The organism is Roseateles chitinivorans (genome assembly GCF_050632145.1).
Taxonomy (GTDB): domain Bacteria; phylum Pseudomonadota; class Gammaproteobacteria; order Burkholderiales; family Burkholderiaceae_C; genus Roseateles; species Roseateles chitinivorans_B.
In genome coordinates, this window is sequence record NZ_CP192577.1 from 2,988,176 (window position 1) to 3,011,457 (window position 23,282).

The window sequence follows — 23,282 nt, forward strand, 5'->3', positions numbered from 1 at the left end:
GCGGGCTCGGTGTGTGGCGAAGCCGCGATCATCGCCGAGCCGGGCGGCCCCCGGGTACAGTCCCCGGCCATGAGCCGTCCCGACGCCCCGCCTCCGGTGATCCGCAGCCTGCTGGAGACCGATCTCTACAAGTTCACGATGTGGCAGGCGATGCTGCATCGCTACCCGCAGGCGCAGGCCGAGTACCGCTTCGCGTGCCGCAACACGCCGCAGTACCCGCTGGCGGAGCTGGTCGCGGACCTGGAGCGGGAGATCGACCACCTCTGCGCGCTGACCTTCCGCGCCGACGAGCTCGAGTACCTCAGCGGCCTGCGCTTCATGAAGCCGGACTTCATCGACCTGCTGCGCATCTTCCGCTTCCAGCGCGCGTTCATCACGGTGAGGGCGGACGGCGAGAAGCTCGAGATCGTCGTGCGCGGCCCGCAGGTGCACGTGATGGCCTTCGAGATCTTCGTGCTGGCGATGGTCAACGAGCTGTACTTCCGCCGCTTCGATCAAGGTGCCGCGATCGAGGAGGGCCGCCGGCGCCTCGCGCAGAAGATCGACCTGATCCGGACCTTCACGCGTGACGAGGCGCCGCGCCGGCATCCGTTCCAGTTCTTCGACTTCGGCCTGCGCCGCCGCTTTTCCGGTGCGTGGCACGAGGAGGTGCTGCGCACGCTGCGCGACGAGCTGCCCGAGACCTTCCGCGGCACGTCCAACGTGCTGCTGGCCAAGGAGCTCGGCCTGGTGCCGATCGGCACGATGGCGCACGAGTACCTGCAGGCCTATCAGGCCACCGGCGTGCGGCTGCGCGACCACCAGAAGGCCGCGCTGGAGGACTGGGTGCAGGAGTACCGCGGCGACCTCGGCATCGCACTGACCGACGTGATCGGCATGGACGCGTTCCTGGCCGATTTCGACCTCTACTTCGCCAAGCTGTTCGACGGCCTGCGCCACGATTCGGGCGACCCGGTCGAGTGGGGCGAGAAGGCGCTCGCCCACTACGACCACCTGCGCATCGATGCCAACACCAAGCGGCTGGTGTTCTCCGACGCGCTGGACATGCCCAAGGCGCTGGGGCTGTACCGCCACTTCGCGGACCGCGTGCAGCTGGGCTTCGGCATCGGCACCAAGCTCAGCAACGACGTGGGCCTGCCGACGCTGAACATCGTCATCAAGCTCACCCACGTCAACGGCCAGCCGGTGGCCAAGCTCTCGGACAGCCCCGGCAAGACGATGTGCGAGGACCAGACCTTCCTGGCCTACCTGCGGCAGGTGTTCAAGGTGCCGGCACCGGCGTGATCGCCGGCCCGCCTCGCGAGGCGGGCCTGGCCGGGGATCGCGGTCCGGCCGGGACGTTCAGTCCCGATGCGCCGTGATCCTGTGGATCACCGGCCCCGCCAGCAACGGCGTCGGCTTGCCGTCGACCCAGTCCTGATGCCCCGCGCCGTAGAACGGCGACATCGGGTGGCCGCTCTGGCCGCCCGGCATCGACAGCCAGCCCTGCTCCTCGCGGCCCGGCGAGACCACCATCCGCTCGGACTGGCCGAACGCGGGTCCGGCGACATGGGGCAGGTTGCTGTCGCCGCCCTGCGGCACCGACGGCATGTCCAGCCAGCGCGACAGCGCCGGGATCGCCTTGGCCAGCGGATGCTGGATGCGGCTCGCGTTCTGCGCCCCCCAGGTCGCGCCGCCGAGGTTGCCGTCCGGTGCGATCTCGCGCGCGGCACCGTCGAGCTGCGCCAGCAGCAAGGCGTCCCAGCTCGTGAACGCCGCCGGGAGCAGGTGCGGCGGACGCTCGTCCACCGCGCGCGCGGCGCTGTACTCGAACTGGTTGCGCCAGCGCATGCGGCGTTGCGGATCGAGCTGCCGATCGCCGAGCGACGGCAGCGTCCAGGCGTCCCACAGCGTGTCCAGCACGCGCAGCCGCGCCTGGCGGACCAGCCGGTAGGCGGCGGAGTCCGCGTCGGCGCGCCCGTTCCAGTTCTCCAGCAGCTGCACGAAGGCCTTGTGCGTCGGATTCGCGGCAGCGTCGGTGCGCGCCACCGCCAGCAGGCGCGCCGCCCAGGTCTTCATGAAGCGCGCGTCGTCGTCCTGGTGGAGGGCGCCGATCGAGGCTTCATCGTGCTTGTCGGTGGCCGAGAGCCGGTCGCGGATCTGCTGGGCGCGGGCGCCCAGGTCGAAGCCGCCGTCGCCCAGCAGCTCGCCCGGCGCGCCGTCGAGCTGGCGGTTGTTGGCGGTCCACAGCTGACCCTGCGCGGGCGACAGCACCTGCGGCGCGCGGTCGGGCGCGAGCCAGTCGCGCCGCATCGCCGACGGCGAGACGAACCGGCCGTATCCGTCGGGCAGACCCGGCTGCGCCCACAGGCGACCGGCGACGGTCCAGCCGATCTGGCCGTTGCGGTCGGCGGCGAGCAGGTTCTGGTGCGGCATGCCGGCGCGCTGGGCGAGCGCCAGCGCGTCGTTGACATGGCGTACCTGCAGCATGCGATCGAGTTCGAGGTTGTAGGCCGCGCCCTGGTGCGCGATCCAGTGCAGGGCGAAGCGGCGTCCGCCCTCGACGGTGACGATCGGCGCGTCGCCGATCTCGCTCACCTCCATCGTCACCGCCGGGCCGCCGTGGACCTCCAGCGTCTCGGTGCGCGTCGAGACCTTCGCATCCGGCGGGACCTCGATCCAGTCGAACCACTGCCCATAGGCATTGGTGAATCCCCAGGCGACCGAGCCGTTGGACCCCACCACCATCGCCGGCAGACCCGGCAGCGTCACACCGGCCGCGCGCAGGGCGCCGGCGCCGGTGCCGATCTGGAACTGCGCGCGGTACCAGATGGACGGCACGCCCAGGCCCAGGTGCATGTCGTCGGCCAGGATCGCGCCGCCGTGCGTCGATCGCGTGCCCGCGACCGCCCAGTTGTTGCTGCCCAGGACCGCGGGCTCGTCGGTCGCGCGGGCGCTGGCGGGCGGGTGGGCGGGCCCGCTGGCCGGCGTGGCCGGCATGGCCGGCGTATGGGGCCGGCTCACGTCCAGCTGTTCCGACGTCGGCATCGGCGGCGGCGGCAGCTGGCTGCCGTCGAGCGCCGCGTCCCAGCGCCCGCCGCGCGGGCTGAGCCAGTCGAACACGGCGTCGCCGGCATGCTCGCGCAGCGTGGCGCGGTCGAATCCCGCCTCGACGCTGCCGGACTGCAGCATGAAGTACATCTCCGAAATCACCAGCAGCGAGTCGACCGGCGTCCAGTCCTGCGGCTTGGCGCGCAGGGCCAGGTATTGCCAGGGACGCATCGGCAACGCCTGGAGACCGGCGTTGACGCCCTCCGCGTAGGCCAGCAGCAGCAGGCGGTCCTCGCCCGAGAGTCCTTCGAAGCGTTCGGTCAGCCGCGCGCGCAGGCGATGGACGCGGCGCGTGCGGTCGCGCTCCAGCGCCTTGGCGCCGAACAGCGCCGACAGTTCCCCGGCCGCCGAGCGGCGCGTCAGGTCCATCTCGAAAAAGCGCTCCTGCGCGTGCGCGAAGCCCAGACCGCGGGCGACGTCGAGGCGCGTGCGGCCTTCGACGACCAGCGTGCCGAGCGCATCGCGGCCCAGGCTCACCGGCGCGCTCAGGCCGGGGATCTCGGCCTCGCCGTCCAGTTGCGGCAGGCTTGCGCGCACGCAGGCCCAGGCCGCGATCGCCAGCCCGATCACCAGGAACGGCAGCCCCACCAGGCCCCGCACGGTCCAGCGCCGCAGCGCGCTCTTTCCACTCATGTGCTCTCCTGATCCGGGGCGCGATCGCCGGTCAAATCTTCGCGTCGATGGCCGATCGCCACCGAGCCCCGATTGCCGGGCCGCGATTGTGCGTGCGCGCTGCAACGGGATTGCTACAGAGCTTCCCTAGAATCCCGCGCCATGCCCCGAGACGATCGCGACCATACCAAGCCTGACACCGCCGTGCCGGTGTCCTCTTCCTTCGCCTCCCGCCGCCGCTGGCTGAACGCCGCCGGCGCGCTGGGCCTGAGCGCGCTGGGCGGCTGCTCGACCTTCACGCCGGCGTCGGCGCCGCCGCCGGTCGTGACCACGCCCGACCCCGAACTGCCGACACCCGTCACGCCCAAGCCGATCCCCAGGCCGCCGCGCCTGGGACTGGCCCTGGGCGGCGGCGCGGCACGCGGCTTCGCCCACATCGGCGTGATCCAGGTGCTGGAGGAGAACGGCATCAAGGTCGACCTCGTCTGCGGTACCTCCGCCGGCAGCCTGGTCGGCGCGCTGTACGCGGCGGGCCGGACCGGCAAGGAGTTGCAGACCGTCGCCGAGGCGATGGACGAGGGCGCCATCACCGACTGGACCTTCCCGATGCGCGGCCTGATCCGCGGCGAGGCGCTGGCGCGCTACGTCCGGCAGATGACGGGCGGGCGCGGGCTGGAGCAGCTGCCGCTGCCGCTGGGCATCGTCGCGACGGACCTGGGGGACGGTTCGCCGATCCTGTTCCGGCAGGGCGACGTGGGCACCGCGGTGCGTGCCTCGAGCGCGGTGCCGGCGGTGTTCCAGCCGGTCAAGATCGGCAACCGCGAGTACGTCGACGGCGGCCTGGTCGCCCCGGTGCCGGTGCGTTTCGCCAAGCAGATGGGCGCCGAGCTGGTGATCGCCGTCGACATCGGCGAACCGCCCGATCCCAAGATCCCCGGCGATGCGATGCGCATGCTGCTGCAGACCTTCTCGATCATGGGCAAGTCGATCAACCAGTACGAACTGCAGGGCGCGGACGTCGTGCTGCGGCCCAAGCTGGACGGCTTCAGCGGCTCGGACTTCACGACGCGCCGCCGCGCCATCGCGCTGGGGCGCGAGGTGGCGACGGCCATGCTGCCGGAGATCCGGAAGAAGATCGCGGCGAAGACCCGCTGACGCCGTTGATGCCGTTGATGCCGCCTCGGCGCGTCCGGCTCAGAGCCGCTCGCCGCGCGCGCACGCCTCGATCAGCTTGTCCAGCCGCGCGAGCTGCGTCTCGGGCTTCTTGGCGCTGAGGATGTGCCAGATGCTGGTGCGGCGGTAGCCGTCCGGCTGCGCCTGGAAGAATGCCCAGGCCTGGGCGTCGCGCATGAAGATGACCTCGTGCGACGGCGAGAGCTCGACGAGTTCCTTGGGCTGTTCGAACGCGTAGACGCGCGAGCGTTCTTCCTGCCGCCGCTCGAAGGCCGCGACGCCGGCCGGCTTCATCCGGCCTTCCTGGATCAGCGCCTCGGCGCGGCCGATGTTGACGGCGCTCCAGATCGACACCGCCTTGCGCGGCGTGAAGCGGATCTTGTAGCGCTTGTCGTCGATGCGGGTGCGCACGCCGTCGATCCAGCCGTGGCACAGGGCCTCGTCCACCGATTCGGGCCAGGCGAGGCTGGGCTCGCCGGTGGCGCGCTTGTGGAAGCCGACCAGGACCTCGGTGGCCGTGGCGGCATGCTCGTCGAGCCAGGCGCGGAACGCTTCGGCGCTGGCGAAGAAGATCGGGGTGCGGGTGGCCATGAGGCCGCAGTATGCCCGGCGCCTTTCCCACTTGCCCTCCCGCCTGCGGGAGGGGGAAGGGGCGAGGGCCGGCGGCCTTCGCAGTCAGGCCACCTTGAACACCGAGACGACCTCCGACAGCCGCTGCGCCTGCTCGCGCAGCGAGCCCGAGGCGGCGCTCGACTCCTCGACCAGCGCGGCGTTCTGCTGCGTCATCTGGTCCAGGTTGGCCACGGCCTGGTTGACTTGCGAGATGCCGTCGCGCTGCTCGGTGGCGGCGGCGGCGATCTCGCCCATCAGGTCGGTCACGCGGCGCACGCCGTGGACGATCTCGTCCATCGTGCGGCCCGCCTCGGCGACGTCCGACGAGCCGGCCTCCACCGTCTCCACCGAGCGGTTGATCAGCGTCTTGATCTCCTTGGCCGCCTCGGCGCTGCGCTGGGCCAGCGTGCGGACCTCCGACGCCACGACGGCGAAGCCCTTGCCGTGCTCGCCGGCGCGGGCCGCCTCGACGGCCGCGTTCAGCGCCAGGATGTTGGTCTGGAAGGCGATGCCGTCGATGGTGCCGATGATGTCGGCGATGCGGGTCGAGGACGCGCTGATCTCCTGCATCCGCGCCACCACCTGTCCGACGACCTTGCCGCCGCGCGCGGCCGTCTCGGCGGCGCTGCCGGCCAGCTGGTTGGCCTGGCGCGCCGTGTCGGCGGACTGGCCGACGGCGCTGGTCAGCTGCTCCATGCTGGACGCGGTCTCCTCGAGGTTGGCCGCGGTCTGCTCGGTCCGCGCCGACAGGTCCTGGTTGCCCACCGCGATCTGCGACGAGGCGCTCGACACCGACTCGACCCCGTTGCGCACCTGCGCCACCACCGTCTGCAGCTGGCCGACCATGCGCATCAGCGCGGTCTGCAGCTGCGCGACCTCGTCGCGGCCCTGCACGTGCAGGCTGCGGGTCAGGTCGCCCGCCGCGACCGCCTCGGCGATCACGACCGAGGCCGCCAGCGGCCGCGTGATCTTGCGGGTGATCACGAAGCCCAGCACCGCGCCGATGACGACGGCCAGCAGCGTCATGCCGACGATCATCCAGCGGCTGCGGTCATAGATCTGGTCGCCCAGCGTGTCGGCCGCGGCGGCGCCGACGGTGTTGATCTCGACCAGCTCGTCCACCGCCTTGCCCAGTGCCTCGTACGTCGGCAGGCTGTCGACGGCGACCAGGCGCTTGCCGGCCTCGTCGTCGCCCCGGACGGCGGCTTCGACGAGCTTGATGCTGCTCGCTTCGTACGTCGCCCACAGATCGCGGATCTGGCGCAGCTTCTCGCCCTCCGCAGGTGAGGAGACCATCGGCTCGTAGGCCTTGATCCGTTGCTCGATGCCCTGGCGGCCTTGCGCCAGCTTTTCGGCATAGCTGGCGCGCGCATTGCCCTCGGTCAGCAGCAGCCGGTACTCGCGGGTGCGCAGCCGCGCGACTTCCTGGTTGATCGCTTGCGCTGCGCGGGAGGAGGGCAGCCAGTTCGACGCCATGTCGGTGGCGGTGTCGTTGACGCGCCCCAGCTGGAACAGCGCCAGCCCGCCCAGCAGGGCGGTGATGAGGAGAACGCAGAAAAAGGCCAAGCTGAGCTTGGCGCCCACGGAGAGGCGGTCGAGCATGGGGGAGCGCTTTGCAGGTGAAGAAACCCGCAGGAGAGGCGCGGGCATGCCGTTTGCACCTATTTTCGTACTTGTACGGAACTGGTAATCAGGCGTCTCATCGAGGGTTCGTGACTATTTAACGTGGACCCCGGTATGAGATAACGTACACCGACAATAACCTTTTGATGTAGGGAACGCCGTGCGAAACACCGATCAGGACTCCGACCGCGAGCGGCCCCGGCTGCGGCGCGGTCCGGCCGAGATGGCCGCGCTCAAGCGCGAGATGCTGGAGCGCGCGCGCAAGATCTACCGCGACGAAGGCGTGGAGGCGCTCAGCATGCGCCGGCTGGCGCAGGAGCTCGGCATCTCGACGATGGCGATCTACAGCTACTTCGAGAGCAAGAAGGCGCTGCTGGACGGCCTGTGGATCGAGGTGTTCGAGTCGCTGGTCGACGAACTGCTGGACGCGTCCAAGGACCAGCGCGGGCCGCGCAAGGTGCTGGAGGCGCACACGCGCTGCCTGCTCGACTTCTGGGAGCGGCATCCGGAGCAGTTCCGGATGATCTACATGTCGCTGACGCAGACCGGCACGCTGGACGAGATCGGGCAGTCGCAGCAGCCCGTCTACAACCGGCTGCTCGGCCTGATGCGGGAGCGTGTCGCCGCCTGTGCGCCGGCCGGTTTCGAGCCCGGTGAGACAGCGATCCGGTCGATGTGCGACCAGATGTCGGTGCGCACCATGGGCTTCATGATGATGACCATCGGGCTGCCCCGATATCCGCTCTACGACCGCGAGGCCTTGCGCGAGTTCACCGTGCAGGGCGTGCTCCGCGACGTGGCGGACCAGTACGCGCAGTTCGCGGCCGGGGCCCGCCCCGCGGCCGCGGACATCGTGTCGTCCGACGCGTCGCCGACGTCGGCGGACTGAGTCGCCGGACGACGATGCCCGGCGCCCGGGCATCCGTGCGGTTGCCGGCGCACCGCACCGGTGCCCACAGTCCGGAAATGGGGCGCCCGTACAGGCGAAAAAAGCCCAGCATGCGCTGGGCTTTGAAGGGCACTTGGGAAGCTTGACTTCCTTGGGTACCGAGGAGACAACCGATACGGCAACTCGTTCGCTCAGGCCGTGGCGCGCTTGGCGCTACGGGCGGCGGTCTGGGTCGCCTTCACCGCCGTGCTGGTCACGGCGTTGAAATTGGATTCCGCGATGTCGGTGGCTTGCTTGGCGGCCTTGTGCAGGCTTTCGTAAGCGTTGTTGGCCGCGGCCACCGCCGACTTCACCAAAGCAACAGCATTTTCCGTGCCAGCCGGCGCGTTCTTGGTCGCGTTGTCGACGACGGCGCCGAACTTGACCTGCGCGTCAGCGACTTGCGACTCGGCCAGCTTGACGAATTCGGAGGAGGTCGAGGTCGCGATGTCGTACAGGTGGCGGCTGTAGGCGACGGCCTTTTCAGCCGACGGTTGCAGCAGCGCGGTCTGCAGGGCCCACAGTTCCTGCGGGTCCTGGACGGTGATGGCTTGCTGGGCGGTTTCGGCGGCTTCGCCGAGCGCGGTCTTGGCGACTTGCAGGTTCAGCTCGACGAGCTTTTCATAGCCTTCGAAGGCCTTGGCGGTCAGGCCGAACCACGAGGCTTGCAGGTTCTTCTGTTGGTCGAGCACTTGGTCAGCAGTCAGCATGCGAAATCTCCTTGAGGAATGAGGTCAGCCGGGGAAAACGCGGCGGGCTGAGCGCCGTCGCCACACGTTTGTTGCGGTGCAGCATGGAATCAGTATAGGACTGCCGCCGATGATTGCAAGCACTTTTTGTGCAATGCAGCAAAGTCCGGGCGCGGCCACCCGGCACGGCCCCGGAAGCCCGCCGCTGCGGGGTTCCGGGGGCTCTGCTGGGTCGGACCATGCTCGCCTTCCATTACGACCATTTGACGTTGGCGCTTCCGCCGGGCCACCGTTTTCCGCAGTCCAAGTACCAGATGCTGCGTGAGCGGGTGGAGCGGGCGCCGGGCGTGATGCGGCCCCAGGTGGCCGAAGCCGCCGGGCCGGACATGCTGGCGCTGGTCCACACGCCGGACTACATCGACGCCGTCCTGCACGGCACGCTCGGCGCGGCCGAGCAGCGCGAAATCGGATTCCCCTGGGCGCCGGGCCTGCCGCGGCGCTCCCTGTGCTCGGTCGGGGCGACCATCGCCGCCGCGCGGGCCGCCCTGGAAGAGGGCGTCGCCGCCAGCCTGGCGGGCGGCACGCACCATGCGTATGCGGACAAGGGCAGCGGCTTCTGCGTCTTCAACGATGTCGCGGTCGCGGCGCGGCTCATGCAGGCCGAATGGCACCGGCGCCAGCCGGAGCGGCCGGCATTGCGCGTGCTGGTCGTCGATCTGGACGTCCATCAGGGCAACGGCACGGCGAGCATCTTCCGCGACGACGACAGCGTGTTCACGCTCTCGATCCACGGCGAGAAGAACTTCCCGTTCCGCAAGGAGGCGAGCGACCTGGACGTCGGCCTGCCCGACGCCTGCGGGGACGCGGTCTATCTCGACGCGCTGGAGGCCGCGCTCGCCGAGGTCTGGCGGCGGATGGCGGATCGTCCGCCCGGGCTGGCCTTCTACCTGGCCGGCGCCGACCCGCATGAAGGGGATCGGCTCGGGCGGCTGAAGCTCAGCGCCGAGGGCCTGCTGCGCCGCGACCGGATCGTGCTGGAGGCGCTGCTCGAGCGCCGCATCCCGGTCGCGCTCAGCATGGCCGGTGGGTACGGCGAGGACCTGAACGTGACGGTCGATGTGCAGATGCGGACCCTGGACGCCGCCGCGCAGGCCTGGGCGCGCTGGCGGAACGGCTGACGGTGCGGACGGCCGGCGTTGCGCGAGGCCGGCAGTCCGCTGCCGCCAGTAGCCCACGCGACACCTGACCCCGCGCGGCGGTGGAAGAATCGGCGTCATGACCGCCGACCCCTCCGCCGCGACCGCCGCGACCGCCTCGACCGCCTCGACCGTCGAGACACGCCCGGCCCCCGAGCCCCGCGAGGCCTTCGCCCGCTTCCTCCCGGTGCCGACGCGCTGGATGGACAACGACCTCTACGGCCACCTGAACAACGTCGTCTACTACAGCCTGTTCGACACGGCGGTGAATCGCTACCTGATCGAGCAGGGCGCGCTGGACCTCCACCACGGCGAGGTCATCGGCCTGGTCATCGAGACGCACTGCAACTTCTTCGCGTCGCTGGCCTTCCCGCAGCAGGTCGAGGCCGGCCTGCGCGTCGCGAAGCGTGGCCGGTCCAGCGTCCGCTACGAGATCGGCCTGTTCGCCGAAGGCGAGCCGCTGTGCGCGGCACGCGGCCACTTCGTCCACGTGTATGTCGATCGCGCATCGCGCCGCCCGGTGGCGCAACTGCCCGAGTCCTACGTGAAAGCGCTCAGCGCGCTGGAGATGCCATGACGGTCCCCGCTTCCTTTCCCGATTCTTTCCTCGGTTCCTTCCCCGATCCGTTCATTGCCCCGACGCCCGCGCAGTCCGCCGCCGTCGAGGCCGCGATCGTGACGCGGCATTCGATGCGCGCCTTCCTGCCGACGCCGGTGCCGCGCGCGCTGATCGAGGAACTGCTGGCCGTCGCGGCCCGCGCGCCGTCGGGCACGAACACGCAGCCCTGGCAGGTCCACGTGCTGACCGGTGCCGCGAAGGACCGGCTGGTCGCCCGCATCCAGTCGGCCTACGACGATCCCGAGGAACTGGCCACGCACGGCGAGGAATACGCCTACTACCCGCGCGAGTGGGTGTCGCCCTACATCGACCGCCGCCGCAAGGTCGGCTGGGACCTGTACGGGCTGCTGGGCATCACCAAGGGCGACAAGCTGCGCATGCACGAGCAGCACGGCCGCAACTACCGCTTCTTCGACGCGCCGGTGGGGCTGATGTTCACCATCGACCGCGTGATGCAGCAGGGCAGCTGGCTGGACTACGGCATGTTCCTGCAGAACCTGATGGTCGCCGCCCGCGGCCGCGGGCTGCACACCTGCCCGCAGGCGGCGTTCACGCAGTTCCATCGCGTGATCGCGGAGGAACTCGGTCTCACGCCGCAACAGCAGCTGGTCTGCGGCATGTCGCTGGGCTACGCGGATCCGGACGCGGTCGAGAACACGCTGGTCACCGAGCGCGACGCGGTCGCGTCCTTCACCCGCTTTTTGGAGTGACACGCCGGGGCTGATCCGCGGCAGCCGTGGGCGATCCATGGGCGATCCATGGGCGATCCATGGGCGATTTGCGAGCGGGCCACTGGAGCGGCCGGCCTACAGTCGGTGCTTCCCTGCAAGGAGATGCGCCCATGAGCAAGCCCAGCGTCCTGGTGGCCCGCAAGACCTTCGACGACATCGTCGACCGGCTGCGTCCGCACTTCGAGGTCGAGACCAACGACAGCGACACCGGCTGGTCGCAGGACGAGCTGATCCGCCGCCTGCAGGGCAAGTCCGGCGCGTACATCGCCGGCGGCGACAAGATCGACGCGAAGCTGCTCGACGCCTGTCCCGACCTGAAGGCCATCTGCACGATGGCCGTCGGCTACAACAACATCGACGTGGCGGCCTGCACCGCGCGCGGCGTCGTGGTGACCAACGCGCCGGACGTGCTGACCGAGACCACCGCCGACTTCGGCTTCGCGCTGATGATGGCCACCGCGCGCCGCATCACCGAGAGCGAACACTTCCTGCGCCGCGGCGAATGGAAGCAGTGGTCGGTGACGATGTTCGCCGGCGCCGACATCCACGGCGCGACGCTGGGCGTGCTCGGCATGGGCCGCATCGGCGCGGCGATCGCGAAGCGGGGCCACCTCGGCTTCGGCATGCCGGTGATCTATCACAACCGCTCGCGGCTGCCGGCCGACCAGGAAGGCCCGCTGGGCGCGCAGTGGGTGGAGAAGGACGAGCTGCTGCAGCGCGCCGATCACCTGGTGATCGTCGTGCCGTACAGCGCGTCCTCGCACCACCTGATCGGCCAGCGCGAGCTGCGCCTGATGAAGAAGACCGCGACGCTGACCAACATCGCGCGTGGCGGCGTCGTCGACGACGCGGCGCTGGCCGTCGAGCTGCAGGCCGGCACCATCGCCGCCGCGGGCCTGGACGTGTTCGAGGGCGAACCGACGGTGCATCCGGACCTGCTTGCCTGCACGAACGTCGTGCTCACGCCCCACATCGCCAGCGCCACGATCGCGACGCGTCGCGCGATGAGCGACCTCGCGGTGGACAACCTGATCGCCGCGCTGACCGGCGGTGTTCCTCCGACGGCCTTGAATCCCGAGGTGCTCAAGCGCTGAGAGAATCGGACGCATGTCCTTTCCCGACCTGCTGCAGCTGAGCCTCTCCGGGCTGATCCTGATCCTTCTCGTCGTGGTGCTGTTCACCCGGCGACGGTCGTCGGACGGCCACACGGCGGCGGCGCTGGCGCCGCTGATGCAGCAGTCGGGCGAACGCCTCGAGCGCCTGGAGCGCGCGCTTCGCGACGAACTCAGCCGCGGCAATGCCGGGCTCCGTCAGGAGACGCTGGCGACGCTGACGCAGTTCCAGCAGGCGCTGGCGCAGCAGGCGGCGCGTGCGCGCGAGGCGCAGGACGCCGCCGCGTCGCGCATGACGACGGCGATGACCGAACAGCTGCAGGCGCTGGGCCAGCGCAACGAGGCCGGTCTGGCCGAGACGCGCCGCACCGTCGAGGCACGCCTGCAGGCGATCCAGCAGGACAACGAGAAGAAGCTCGAGCAGATGCGGGCGACCGTCGACGAGAAGCTGCATGCCACGCTGGAACAGCGCCTGGGCGAGAGCTTCAAGCAGGTCGCGGAGCGGCTGGAGCAGGTCTACCGCGGCCTGGGCGAGATGCAGACGCTGGCGCGTGACGTCGGCTCGCTGAACCGCGTGCTGACCAACGTCAAGACGCGCGGCATCTTCGGCGAGGTGCAGCTGGCCGCGCTGCTGGAGCAGGTCTTCACGCCCGAGCAGTTCGCCTCGAACGTCGAGACGGTGCCGGGCACCGGCGCGCGCGTCGAGTTCGCCTTGAAGCTCCCCGGCCAGCGTGACGACGGCCAGCCGATCTGGCTGCCGATCGACGCGAAGTTCCCGCGCGAGGACTACGAGCGCCTGCTCGATGCCCAGGAGCGGGCCGACGCGCCGGCGGCGGAACAGGCCGGCCGTGCGATCGAGACGCGGCTGCGGCTGGAGGCGAAATCCATCCGCGAGAAGTACCTCGGCCCGCCGCACACCACCGACTTCGCGCTGCTGTTCGTGCCCACCGAGGGTCTTTACGCCGAGGCGCTGCGCCGTCCCGGCCTGAGCGAGGCGCTGCAGCGCGAGCACAAGGTGATGCTGGTCGGCCCGACGACGTTGCTGGCGACGCTGTCCAGCCTGCAGATGGGCTTCCGCACGCTGGCGCTGGAGAAGCGCTCCGCGGAGGTGTGGGACGTGCTGCGCGCGGTCAAGACCGAGTTCGGCAAGTTCGGCGACGTGCTCGCCAAGACGAAGAAGAAGCTCGACGAGGCCAGCAACAACATCGAACTCGCCGAGCGGCGCACCCGTGTCATGACGCGGGAGCTGAAGTCCGTCGAGGCGCTGCCCGAGGACCAGGCCGCGCGCGTGCTGAAGCTCGGGGGCGGTGCCGCGAACGCTGCCGGTGGCGGCGCGGGGACCGGTGCCGACGGCGAGGTGGACCTCGAGGACGAAGGCGCCGCGGGATGAACGGCGACGCACCAGCAGCGAAGGGCTACACCGGTCTGAGTGCCGGCTTCGTGGCCGTCATCGCGTCGCTGGTCGCGGTGCACGCCTGCATGGCGACGACGCGTGTCGCCGCCACGCTGTGGGTGCTGCACCAGGGCTACGGCGGCGGCTTCGTCGGCGTGCTGCTCAGCCTGTTCGCCGTCGCGCCGTTGGGGCTGTCCCTGTGGGCCGGGCGGCTGGCCGACCGTCACGGTTTCCATCGCCCGGTGGGCATCGGCGTCGCGATGGCCTTCGCCGGCGCGGTGCTGGCGCTGTGCGCGCAGGTGCTGGGATGGGTCTGGTTGCTCGCGCTCGGCTGCCTGCTGTGCGGCGGTGCGGTCGCGATCGCGGCCGTGGCGATCCAGCGCGAGGCGGGCCTGATGGCGCACGACGCGTCGCAGCTCAAGCGCGTGTTCAGCTGGGTGGCGCTCGGCCCGGCGCTGTCCAACGCGTTCGCGCCGGTCATCACCGGCATCGTCATCGACACGGCCGGATTCACCGCCGCGCTGGTGCTGTCGACGCTGCTGCCGCTCGCGGCCTGGGCGATCGCGCGGCGTGTGCCGCGCCACGTCCCCGCGCCCGCCGCCACCGGCGTCAAGCCGCGTCCCGCCTGGGACCTGTTGAAGGACCGCGGCCTGCACAACCTGCTGATCGTCAACGTCGCGATGTCCTCGTGCTGGGACGCCCACAGCTTCGTGGTGCCCGTCGTGGGCCACGCGAAGGGCCTGTCGGCCTCGAGCATCGGCCTGGTGCTGGGCAGCTTCGCCGCGGCCGCGACACTGGTCCGTCTGGCCATCGTCCGCTGGGCCCATCGCATCGACGACGTCAAGGCGCTGCGCGCCGCGATGGCGATTGCGACTGTCACGCTGCTGGTCTATGCCTGGCTGCCGGGCACGCTCGGACTGATGCTGGGTTCTGCCGTGCTCGGACTGGCACTGGGGGCGGTGCAGCCGATGGTGCTCGCGACGATGCATCAGGTCACGCCGCCGGACCGCCACGGCCAGGCACTCGGACTGCGGATGCTGGCCGCCAACGGCGCGACCGTCGCGATGCCGCTGGGCTTCGGCGTGCTGGCCGCCGCGAGCGTCGCGGCCGCGCCCTTGTGGCTGATGGCGTCGATCCTGGTCGGCGCGCAGTGGGCGGCCCGTCAGATCGAATCGCCGGCGCGCGCGCCGTGATTCGCCGGTCGCGTCACCGGCCTCGGTCGCCTCGCCCGACTCATTCGCCGGGGGCGATGGCGACCTGTCGGCGCGCTTCCTTGTGCTTCATCGCGACATACTCCTCGAGCGACTGCTCGTGGAGCTGGCGCGCATAACGCTCGGTGGCGGCGAACCAGTCGCGCAGTCGCCGGTCGAGCCGCTGGTCGGCGGGCGTCGGCAGCGTGTCGAGGTAGGACTCGATCGCGAGGAAGTAGCGCATCGTGTTCCGCTCCGCGATGCCCTGGATGCCGCCCACATAACGGGGACGACCGTCGTCGTCGCGCCCGACCACGGTGAAGCCGACCTTGTCGCGGCCCGAGGTGGACAGATAAGCGCTGGTCGCGACGCGCGCGGCGAAGTTGTTCACGTAGGCGTAGCGCAGCCGCACGAACGAGCGCTTCGCATCGATCGGCACCGCCTCCAGCGTCAGGCGGTAGTTGCTGGTGCCCATCGGTCCCTTGCTCGCGCTCATCTCGACGAGCAGGTACTGCGGCTGCGCCGCCAGGACCTGGAAGCGGAAGTCGAGGGCGTAGGCGTCCGCTATGGGCTGGTCGAACTTGCGGCCGACGGCCATGTGCAGCGTCGCGCCCGGCGCCTGGTCGTCCTCGACAGCGCAACGCTTGACGTTGGCCGGCAGCGTCAGCAGGTCGCACCAGGCGTCGGCATCGCGCAGCGCGCCGGACAGCGTCCCGAACGGATGGTCGACGACCGCATGCATCTCGCCGGTGGGGTGTTCCGTGTCATCCGCCGAGCTCAGCACGATGGGCTTCTGGAACGGGCTCTTCGACAGCTGCGGCGCGAGCTGGTCGTACTGCGCGCGCAGCCCGGCGCCCTGCTGTGCCGACACCTCGGTGGCGATCAGCAGCAGGCCCAGCAGGACCGCCGCATGCGCGACCCAGAACAGCGCGCCGTGATGCGGCGACGGATGCTTCGCGTGCCGGAACATCCGCCCGAACTGCGGATGGGGAAAGTGCGGAAAGGAACGCATAGCGAACTCCATCACTGGCCGGAGAGCCGTTGATCCACCTTAAGAGATGGGGCAGGGGTGGTCTGTCGGACAAGGCCGCGTCGCCCCGTGCGGATGCGCTGTCGGCGGTCGTGCGTTCAACACCGCACTCGCGGTGTTGGGCGCCCGCGGACCTTCGCCTAGGATGGCCCTCAGCCCGGCGAAGGCCGGACAGGAGCCGCACAAGATGTTGGGAACGCGCCGGACACCGACGCGGCGTCGATGCGCGCCAAGCCGTCAGGGGGCGAGGAAGTTCCACGCCGTGAGGTCGTGGTCCGTCGGTGCGCGGGCGCTCGCGCTCGTGGTCGTCGTGTGGTGCGCGTCGGGGGGCCGGCGATGGCCCAGGAAGACCCCACTGGCCCCACCGGCCCCGGTGCCACCGAAGAGGTGGATCCGCAGGAGCCTCCGGGCGCGTTGAGCGTCGACGAGGCCCGCCGCCTGCTCGCCGAACCGCTGCCCGACGCAGCGGATGCGCGCTACGCGCTGCTGCAACGTCAGTGGACGGCCGCGCGACGGATCGAGGACCGCGCTCGCCAGATCGAGATCGCCAAGGCGTTGATGACGCTGGGCCGCGGCCGGCCCGAGGGCGAGGGCTGGATCCGGCTCTACCTGATCACCGAGTACACCTGGGGCAGCTCCGGCGCCGCGCTGGCGGCGTGCGAGCCGCTGCTGGCCGACAGGCAGCTCAGCCCGGCCGCGCGCGCGGGCGTCGCGCTGCGCCAGACCTACTTCCTGGCCAACGGCGGTCAGGATCGCCTCGTGATGCTGCGGGCCTGGAGCCGGGCCGACGCGCTGGCGGCCGAGGCGCTCAAGCAGCAGCCCGGACTGCCGTTGACGATCGACCGGCTGCAGGTGCGCTCCGAGGTCGAACGCCTGACCGGCGACGGCGCGGCGGCGGTCGCCACCTTGCGTCAGGCGGTCGCCCGCTCACGGGAGCTGCTGCGAACCGGCAGCGAGCCGCGGGTTGCCCCGGACACGCTGCGGCAGTGGCAGGGCTGGCTGGACGGCTCGCAGGGGATGCTGGTCTACGCGCTGGTCGCGCAGGGGCGCACGCGCGAGGCGGCCGACATCGCGCAGGACAACCTCGCGCTGTGGCGGGCCGGGCAGCTGGAGGACGGCCCCGGCGCGCGCTGGCACTACCGCGCCGCGACGGCGCTCAACGCGTCGCAGCAGCACGAGGAGGCGTTGGCCGCCGCGCGGCAGTCCGAGGCGATGCTGGCGAGGGCGAATGCCTCGGCGGCGAGCCAGACGCGCTGGCTCGCCCGCCAGGAGATCGTGCGGGCGTTGCTCGGCCTCAAGCGCTGGACCGAGGCCGACCAGGCCTATCGCCAGTTCCTCGACGAGCTCGGTGCCGACGGCGTGGCGCGCAGCCGCGCGCAGGACAACCGGCTGAGCGCGCTGCTGGCGGCGAAAGCCGGGCGCCTGGATGAGGCGCTGGAGATCGCCGAGCGCACGCTGCGTTATCGCACGCGGATCTACGGCCAGGACCATCCGCAGACGCGCGAGAGCGCCGGCGTACGCGCGGTCGTGCGGCTGCTGCGCGGGGACGCGGGCGGCGCGATGAGCGACTACGAGCAGCTCTTCGCCGCGACGCTGGACCGCAGCGACGGTTGGGTGGACCTGGACGCGCGCGGCTTCCGCGGTTTCGTGCTCGGGCTGGCGTTCGACGAGTTCCTCGGGCACGCGGCGCGACGTGCGATCGCGGGCGAGGCGCTGCCCCCGGCGGTGGTCGACCGCGCGCTGCAGATCGCCGACCGGCGCAAGCTGGGCAGCACGCAGCGCGCGCTGGCCGATAGCACCGCGCGGATGCTGGCGGCGACGCCCGAGCTGCGCGGCCTGCTGGACCAGGAGCAGACGCTGCGCAAGGCCGCTTCCGGCCAGTACAGCCAGGTGGCGGCGCTGATCGCGGACGAGGACAAGCTGCGCAAGGAGTTGTCGGGCGAGGCCTTCAAGGCGTTGCCGAAGGAGCGGCGCAAGCCGCGCGAGGACGCGCTGAAGGCGCTTCGCCAGCAGCTGCAGGCCCAGCAAGGGGTGGCGGCCAGCGCGCGCGAGACGCTCGCGGTGCAACGGCAGCAACTGGCCGCGGCCTATCCCGCCTATGCCGATCTGATCACGCCGGCGACGCCCGGTGCCGTCGCACTCAGTGGCAGGCTGCGGGCCGGCGAGGGACTGCTGATCGTGCATGCGCTCGATGAACAGGCGCTGGTCTGGCTGCTGCGCGCCGACGCGATACCGCAGTTCCGCGCCGTGCCCGAAGGCGCGGCAGCGCTGGGCCGACGCGTCAAGGCGCTGCGCCAGCGCCTCGACCTCAGCGCGATGCCGGTCGGGCGCGAGGTTCCGCTTGCGCAGGCGCTGCCGGAGCTGCACGCGCTGTATCGCGATCTGCTCGCGCCGCTGAACCGGCAGGGACTGAACACGCTGATCGTCGCGGGCGACGGGCCGCTGGCCGGGCTGCCGCTGGCGGCCCTCGTGACTGAAGCGCCAGCCGCCGGCCGTCCCGTGGCCTGGTTGCTGCGCCAGCAGGCGGTGGTGCAGCTGCCATCGGGCGCCTCGCTGCAGGCCCTGCGCCGTGCCGGTCCGCCGGCGGCGGCGACCAAGGCATTGCTCGGATTCGGGGATCCCGTATTTGATCGGAGCGCCGGCGCGGCCACCACCATCCCGACTTCGACTTCGACTTCGACTTCGACTTCGACTTCGACCCAGGCCCAGGCCCAGGCCCAGGCCCAGGCGTCGAAGTCGAGCGCCCGCTCGCTGCACCTGCTCGCGCCCATGCCGACGCGTGCGGCCAGCCGCTACGACGCGCAACTCGGCTTCCGTTATGCCGACATCCCGCCGCTGCCGGAGACGCGCGTGGAGCTGCTGTCGATCGCACGTGCGCTCGGCGCCGATCCGGCCGCCGATCTGCGACTGGGCACTGCGGCGACACGCAGCGCCGTGCTGTCGACGCCGCTGGCCGACCGGCGCGTGCTCGCCTTCGCGACCCACGGACTGATGCCGGGCGAGCTGCCCGGCATCTCCAAACCGGCGCTGGCGCTGGCGGCCGAGGCCGACGAGGCCGCCTCGCCCTTGCTGGAACTCGACGACGTGCTGACCCTGCGCCTGAACGCGCAGTGGGTGCTGCTCTCCGCCTGCAACACGGCGGCTGGCGAGCAGGGCGGCGCGGCGATGTCAGGCCTGGTGCGCGGCTTCTTCTTCGCCGGCGCGCGCTCGGTGCTGGCGACGCATTGGGCGGTGGAGTCCGCGTCCGCCGCGGCGCTGAGCGGCGCCGCGCTGCAGCCGGCCGACACGCGCGCCGGCGGCCTGCGTCGGGCGCAGCTTCAACTCGCCGACGGCCAGGAGGGACAGGGCCGTTGGACGCATCCGTATTACTGGGCGGCCTACGCGCTGTTCGGGGACCCGGCGCAGTGATGATGTCGACCGCCGCACCTGTGATGAGCACACCATGACGACGCCGATGAAACATGCGATGAGGGACGCCGCGCTGATCGCGGCGATGACGATGGTCGCGCTGGCCGCGCGGGCGCAGGCCTGCGAGGTGGCCGCGCTGGCGGGCGACGCGACACGCGTCGTCGCGGGCCAGGCGCAGCCCTTGAGGCTCGGCGACAGGGTGGGCGAGGGCGCCCAGCTGCGCACCGGCGACAACGGCCGGGTGCGGCTGCGCTGCCCCGACGGATCCAGTCTGGTCGTCGGCGATCGCAGCCAGCTCACCTTGACCCGGCTGAACCTCGGCATCGACGCCGGCACGGGCGTCATGCCCGGTTATGCGGAGGGCGCCCGCGACGTGTCCCTGCTGCTGGAGCGCGGCCTGCTGGGTCAGAAGGTCACGCCGTCGGGCTCGGGCAGGTGGGAAGTGCGCACGCCGTCGGCGGTGACGGCGGTGCGCGGCACCGAGTTCCTCGTGGAGGTCGGCGACAACGAGCAGACCTCGGTGCACGTGCAGTCCGGCCAGGTGGCCGTGCTGCCAGGGCCGCGCGCCGCCGGACGGACCCGCGGACTGGGCGCGCAACTGCCGGTCGTCGTCGACCGCGCCGGCGGCACGGACTGCGAGGTGTCGCAAGGCTGCAGCGCCGCGACGCAATGGCCGGCGGACCGGGTCCGCGCGGCGCTGGACCGCTTGTCGGGGGTCTGATGAGGATCCCGTCGCGCTGGACCTGGGCTCAACTGGTCGTCGCGCTGCTGGTGACGGCGGCGGTGGGGATGCTGTGGCTCTCGCGCTTCCAGGCCGGGCCGCTGGCTCGCCTGGACGGTGTGGTGCAGGACGCGCAGGCGCAATGGCGTGGCCGGCTCGCGCCGGGCACGACCTATCCGATCACGCTGGTGCGTTTCGACGACGCCAGCGCCGCGCGCTTCGGCGGCATGGCGCCGGGGCGTCCGCTGCTTGCCGAGGCGATCACGCGGCTGCAAGCCGCGAAGCCGCGGCTGATCGCCGTCGACATGCTGCTGCTCGACGCGAAGCCGGACAGCGACGCGGCGCTGGCGGCCGCGATGCGCGGCGGCGTGCCGGTACTGCTGCCGTTCGCGTTGCCTCCTTCAGCCAACGGCAACGGCAACGGCAATGCCAACGACGCGGCAGCTGCAGCAGCGTACGCCGCCTCCGCGCCCGCTGCAAACGCCTCGCCCGTCCTGCTGTCGCAGGCTTTCATGCGTGCCGAAGGGGCCCCGCGCAGCGCGCTGCTGCCCGAGCGTGCCGACGCACCGCCGGAGCCGCTGCTGTCGGCGGCGAAGTCGCTCGGCCACGTCCAGGCGGAGCGCGAGGTCGACGGCGCCCTGCGTCACGACCTGCCGGCGTTGCCGCTGGGCGGCGAGGTCTACCCGTCGCTGGCGCTGCGCATCGCCGGCGACGCGATGCGCCAGCCGTGGTCCGAGGCCACGCTGCGCTGGAGCCGCGACATCCGCTGGGGCACGCTGCACGTGCCGCTGGATCTGCTGTCGCGGCAGGGCGTCAATTACTACGGTCCGGCCGGCACCTTCCCGTCGGTGTCGATGGCCGATCTCGTCGACGGCAAGGTCCCGGAAGACCTGCTGCGCCACCGCATCGTCATCCTCGGCGTGTCGGCGCTCGGCGCCGGCGACCACTTCCCGAGTCCCTTCGACGCCGGTCTGCCCGGCATGGAGCGGCTCGCGACCGTCGTCGACAACCTCCTGACCGGACGCACGCTGACGCGGCCGCCCTGGGCGCCGCTCGCGGAATCGGGCGCGCTGCTGGTGCTGCCGCTGCTGTGCGCGCTGCTGCTCGCGCGGGGATCGCTGTGGCGCGGTCTGCCGGTCGTGGCCCTGCTGGTCGGTGGCGGTGTCTACGGCGCGCAGTGGGCTTTCGAGGAGGCGCACCTCGTGCTGTCGCTGGCCTACCCGCTGCTGGCGGTGGCGGCGGCAAGCCTGGCCGCGCTGACGCTGCGCGCGCTGGCCGACCAGTCGCGCCGGCGAGAGGCGTTGCGGCGGCTGACGGTGAGCGAGGAACGCTATGCGCTCGCCGCGCGGGGCGCCAACGACGGTCTCTGGGATTGGGACATCCCGTCGGACCGGCTCGACGTCTCGGCGCGCTGGCTGGCGCTGATGGGTGACGCGCGGGCGCCGGACGAAGTCCCTGCCGGCGCGAAGCGCGGCTTCTGGCGCCGCGACAGGCGGGGCGGGGCCGCGGACGCCGAGCGAGGCATCGGACGCTTCACGCGCCCGCTCGACGAGCCGGCGGCGGGACTCTTCCGTGCCGATCTCGACGCGCATCTGCAAGGCCGCAGTTTCCAGTTCCACCATGTGCTCCGTTTCACGCAGGGCGGTCAGACGCGGGCGCTGCTGGCGCGCGGCGTGGCGGTGCGACAGGACGGCAAGCCGGTGCGCATGGCCGGCTCGCTGACCGACATCAGCGAGAACGAACGGCTGCAGGCGCAGGTCGCGCACGAGGCGATGCACGACCGGCTGACCGGACTGCCGAATCGCGCGCTGTTCGTCGAACTGGTCGCGCAGCGGCTGGCGAATCCGACGCCGGGCGTGCCGGTCGCCGTGGTGCTGGTGGGCCTGGACGATTTCCGTGCGTTCAACGAGCGTCACGGCCTGCTGGCCGGCGACGCGGTGCTGGTCGAGAGCGCGCGACGCCTGGCCGGTGGAACGGGCCGGACATCGCGCGCCGGGCGCGTCGTCGCGCGTCTGGGCGCGGACCAGTTCGGCGTGCTCTTCGAGGCCCGCATCGAAGGCGGCGCGCTCGTCGATCGCGTGCCCGAGTGGGCGCTGGCGCGCATCGAAGAGCCATTCCTGGTCGATGCCTCCGACCACGTGGCGGCAGCGCAGGCGGACGCGGTCCCGGCCGCGCCGTCGACGACCGCGCGCACCGGGGCGCATCGCCTCACCGCCTGCGCCGGCTGGGCCTACACGGGGCAGGGCAACTTCAGCCCCGACGACCTGATGTCCGCCGCGGAGAGCGCGCTGGCCCGTGCCAAGGCCGCCGGCGCCGGCCACGCGAAGCTGTTCGATCCGGCGCAGCAACTGGTCGAGCAGTCGCGGCGCTGGGTGAAGGAGAACATCGCGCGCGGCCTGGAGGCGGGCGAATTCCAGCTCCACTACCAGCCCTTCGTGAGGCTGTCGGATCGCGCGCTCCTCGGTTTCGAGGCGCTGATCCGCTGGCAGCATCCGAGCCGGGGCCTGGTGATGCCGGGCGACTTCATCCCCGTGGCGGAGGAGAGCGGCCAGATCGTCGAGATCGGCCGCTGGACGCTGATCGAGGCGGCGCTGCAGTTGCGCCGCTGGCGCGAGATCGGCTTCAAGGGCGAGATCGCGGTCAACGTGTCGGGCGTGCAGCTCGCGCGGGACGACGAGCTGCTCAGCGACGCGCGTGAGACGCTCAAGGCGCTGGGCGACGTGCCGGCCTCGCAGCTCAAGCTCGAGGTCACCGAGAGCATGGCGATGGCCAATCCGCAGCGCAGCGCCGAGGTGCTGCAGGAACTGGCGCGGATGGGCTTCAAGCTGTCGATCGACGATTTCGGGACGGGTTACTCGTCGCTGGCCTATCTGCACCGTTTCCCGTTCGACACGCTCAAGATCGACCGCAGCTTCGTCATGCGGCTGGGGGCCGGTCGTGAGTCGCGCGAGATCGTGCGCACCATCGTCGGCCTGGCCGACGCGCTCGGCAAGCAGACCCTGGCCGAGGGCGTCGAGGAGGAGGCGCAGGCCGTGCTGCTGGAGGAACTCGGCGTGCAGGTCGCGCAGGGCTGGCTGTTCGCCAAGGCCCTGCCATCCGAGGAGGCGAAGCGGCTCATCCAGACGGTGCCGTGGAAGAAGCCCGGCGCGCGATGA

General features: G+C 71.3%; 17 protein-coding genes. 12 read left to right on the forward strand and 5 right to left on the reverse strand.

Annotated features, from left to right (window positions below; all coding sequences use genetic code 11):
- The first annotated feature begins 69 nt into the window (after positions 1 to 69).
- Entirely contained in the window at positions 70 to 1,284 is a 1,215-nt protein-coding gene (gene pncB / locus ACQ86G_RS13820) for a nicotinate phosphoribosyltransferase (protein ID WP_431261080.1), read from the forward strand.
- 57 nt (positions 1,285 to 1,341) lie between these two features.
- Here the strand turns inward: pncB and ACQ86G_RS13825 are convergent, their stop codons facing one another.
- A complete protein-coding gene (locus tag ACQ86G_RS13825) occupies positions 1,342 to 3,723 on the reverse strand; it encodes a penicillin acylase family protein (RefSeq protein ID WP_431261081.1) in 2,382 nt (793 codons plus the stop codon).
- A 141-nt stretch (positions 3,724 to 3,864) separates the two neighbouring features.
- Here ACQ86G_RS13825 and ACQ86G_RS13830 point away from each other — a divergent pair, with 141 nt between their 5' ends.
- Entirely contained in the window at positions 3,865 to 4,857 is a 993-nt protein-coding gene (locus ACQ86G_RS13830; protein ID WP_431261082.1) for a patatin-like phospholipase family protein, read from the forward strand.
- Between the two features lie 39 nt (positions 4,858 to 4,896).
- Here the strand turns inward: ACQ86G_RS13830 and ACQ86G_RS13835 are convergent, their stop codons facing one another.
- Positions 4,897 to 5,466, reverse strand: coding sequence for a YdeI/OmpD-associated family protein (locus ACQ86G_RS13835; protein ID WP_431261083.1), 570 nt, complete (start codon positions 5,464 to 5,466; stop codon positions 4,897 to 4,899).
- 84 nt (positions 5,467 to 5,550) lie between these two features.
- Positions 5,551 to 7,089 (reverse strand): methyl-accepting chemotaxis protein, encoded by a 1,539-nt coding sequence (locus tag ACQ86G_RS13840; protein WP_431261084.1) that lies wholly within the window; start codon positions 7,087 to 7,089, stop codon positions 5,551 to 5,553.
- Positions 7,090 to 7,270: 181 nt separating this feature from the next.
- Between ACQ86G_RS13840 and ACQ86G_RS13845 the strand changes: the two genes are divergently transcribed.
- A complete protein-coding gene (locus ACQ86G_RS13845) occupies positions 7,271 to 7,999 on the forward strand; it encodes a TetR/AcrR family transcriptional regulator (protein WP_431261085.1) in 729 nt (242 codons plus the stop codon).
- Between the two features lie 191 nt (positions 8,000 to 8,190).
- Here ACQ86G_RS13845 and phaP read toward each other — a convergent pair whose 3' ends face one another.
- Positions 8,191 to 8,748 carry a TIGR01841 family phasin gene (phaP, locus tag ACQ86G_RS13850; RefSeq protein ID WP_431261086.1) on the reverse strand — a complete coding sequence of 186 codons (558 nt, stop codon included), beginning with the start codon at positions 8,746 to 8,748 and terminating at the stop codon, positions 8,191 to 8,193.
- A 218-nt stretch (positions 8,749 to 8,966) separates the two neighbouring features.
- Here phaP and ACQ86G_RS13855 point away from each other — a divergent pair, with 218 nt between their 5' ends.
- The 6 genes from ACQ86G_RS13855 (at position 8,967) to ACQ86G_RS13880 (ending at position 14,971) form a co-directional block, all read left to right on the forward strand.
- Positions 8,967 to 9,905 carry a histone deacetylase family protein gene (locus ACQ86G_RS13855; protein ID WP_431261087.1) on the forward strand — a complete coding sequence of 313 codons (939 nt, stop codon included), beginning with the start codon at positions 8,967 to 8,969 and terminating at the stop codon, positions 9,903 to 9,905.
- Between the two features lie 97 nt (positions 9,906 to 10,002).
- Entirely contained in the window at positions 10,003 to 10,500 is a 498-nt protein-coding gene (locus ACQ86G_RS13860) for an acyl-CoA thioesterase (protein WP_431261088.1), read from the forward strand.
- Complete coding sequence (locus tag ACQ86G_RS13865) at positions 10,497 to 11,252, forward strand: nitroreductase (RefSeq protein WP_431261089.1); 756 nt, start codon at positions 10,497 to 10,499, stop codon at positions 11,250 to 11,252. Before ACQ86G_RS13860 ends, ACQ86G_RS13865 begins: the two co-directional genes overlap by 4 nt.
- 131 nt (positions 11,253 to 11,383) lie before the next feature.
- Complete coding sequence (locus ACQ86G_RS13870) at positions 11,384 to 12,367, forward strand: 2-hydroxyacid dehydrogenase (RefSeq protein WP_431261090.1); 984 nt, start codon at positions 11,384 to 11,386, stop codon at positions 12,365 to 12,367.
- A gap of 13 nt (positions 12,368 to 12,380) precedes the next feature.
- Positions 12,381 to 13,775 (forward strand): DNA recombination protein RmuC, encoded by a 1,395-nt coding sequence (locus tag ACQ86G_RS13875; protein ID WP_431261091.1) that lies wholly within the window; start codon positions 12,381 to 12,383, stop codon positions 13,773 to 13,775.
- Positions 13,772 to 14,971, forward strand: coding sequence for an MFS transporter (locus ACQ86G_RS13880; protein ID WP_431261092.1), 1,200 nt, complete (start codon positions 13,772 to 13,774; stop codon positions 14,969 to 14,971). Before ACQ86G_RS13875 ends, ACQ86G_RS13880 begins: the two co-directional genes overlap by 4 nt.
- Before the next feature lie 40 nt (positions 14,972 to 15,011).
- On the opposite strand, the gene ACQ86G_RS13885 is transcribed toward ACQ86G_RS13880, so the two are convergent.
- On the reverse strand, positions 15,012 to 15,980 hold the full coding sequence (locus ACQ86G_RS13885) for a hypothetical protein (RefSeq protein ID WP_431261093.1): 969 nt from the start codon (positions 15,978 to 15,980) through the stop codon (positions 15,012 to 15,014).
- A gap of 354 nt (positions 15,981 to 16,334) precedes the next feature.
- Here ACQ86G_RS13885 and ACQ86G_RS13890 point away from each other — a divergent pair, with 354 nt between their 5' ends.
- The 3 genes from ACQ86G_RS13890 to ACQ86G_RS13900 are packed head-to-tail and all read left to right on the forward strand — an operon-like array spanning position 16,335 to position 23,282.
- Positions 16,335 to 19,406, forward strand: a complete 3,072-nt coding sequence (locus ACQ86G_RS13890; protein WP_431261094.1) for a CHAT domain-containing protein — start codon at positions 16,335 to 16,337, stop codon at positions 19,404 to 19,406.
- 34 nt (positions 19,407 to 19,440) lie between these two features.
- Positions 19,441 to 20,127, forward strand: coding sequence for a FecR family protein (locus ACQ86G_RS13895; protein WP_431261095.1), 687 nt, complete (start codon positions 19,441 to 19,443; stop codon positions 20,125 to 20,127).
- The gene (locus ACQ86G_RS13900; RefSeq protein WP_431261096.1) at positions 20,127 to 23,282 is read left to right on the forward strand and encodes an EAL domain-containing protein; all 3,156 of its coding nucleotides are present in this window, start codon (positions 20,127 to 20,129) and stop codon (positions 23,280 to 23,282) included. The genes ACQ86G_RS13895 and ACQ86G_RS13900 overlap by 1 nt, the downstream gene beginning before the upstream one ends.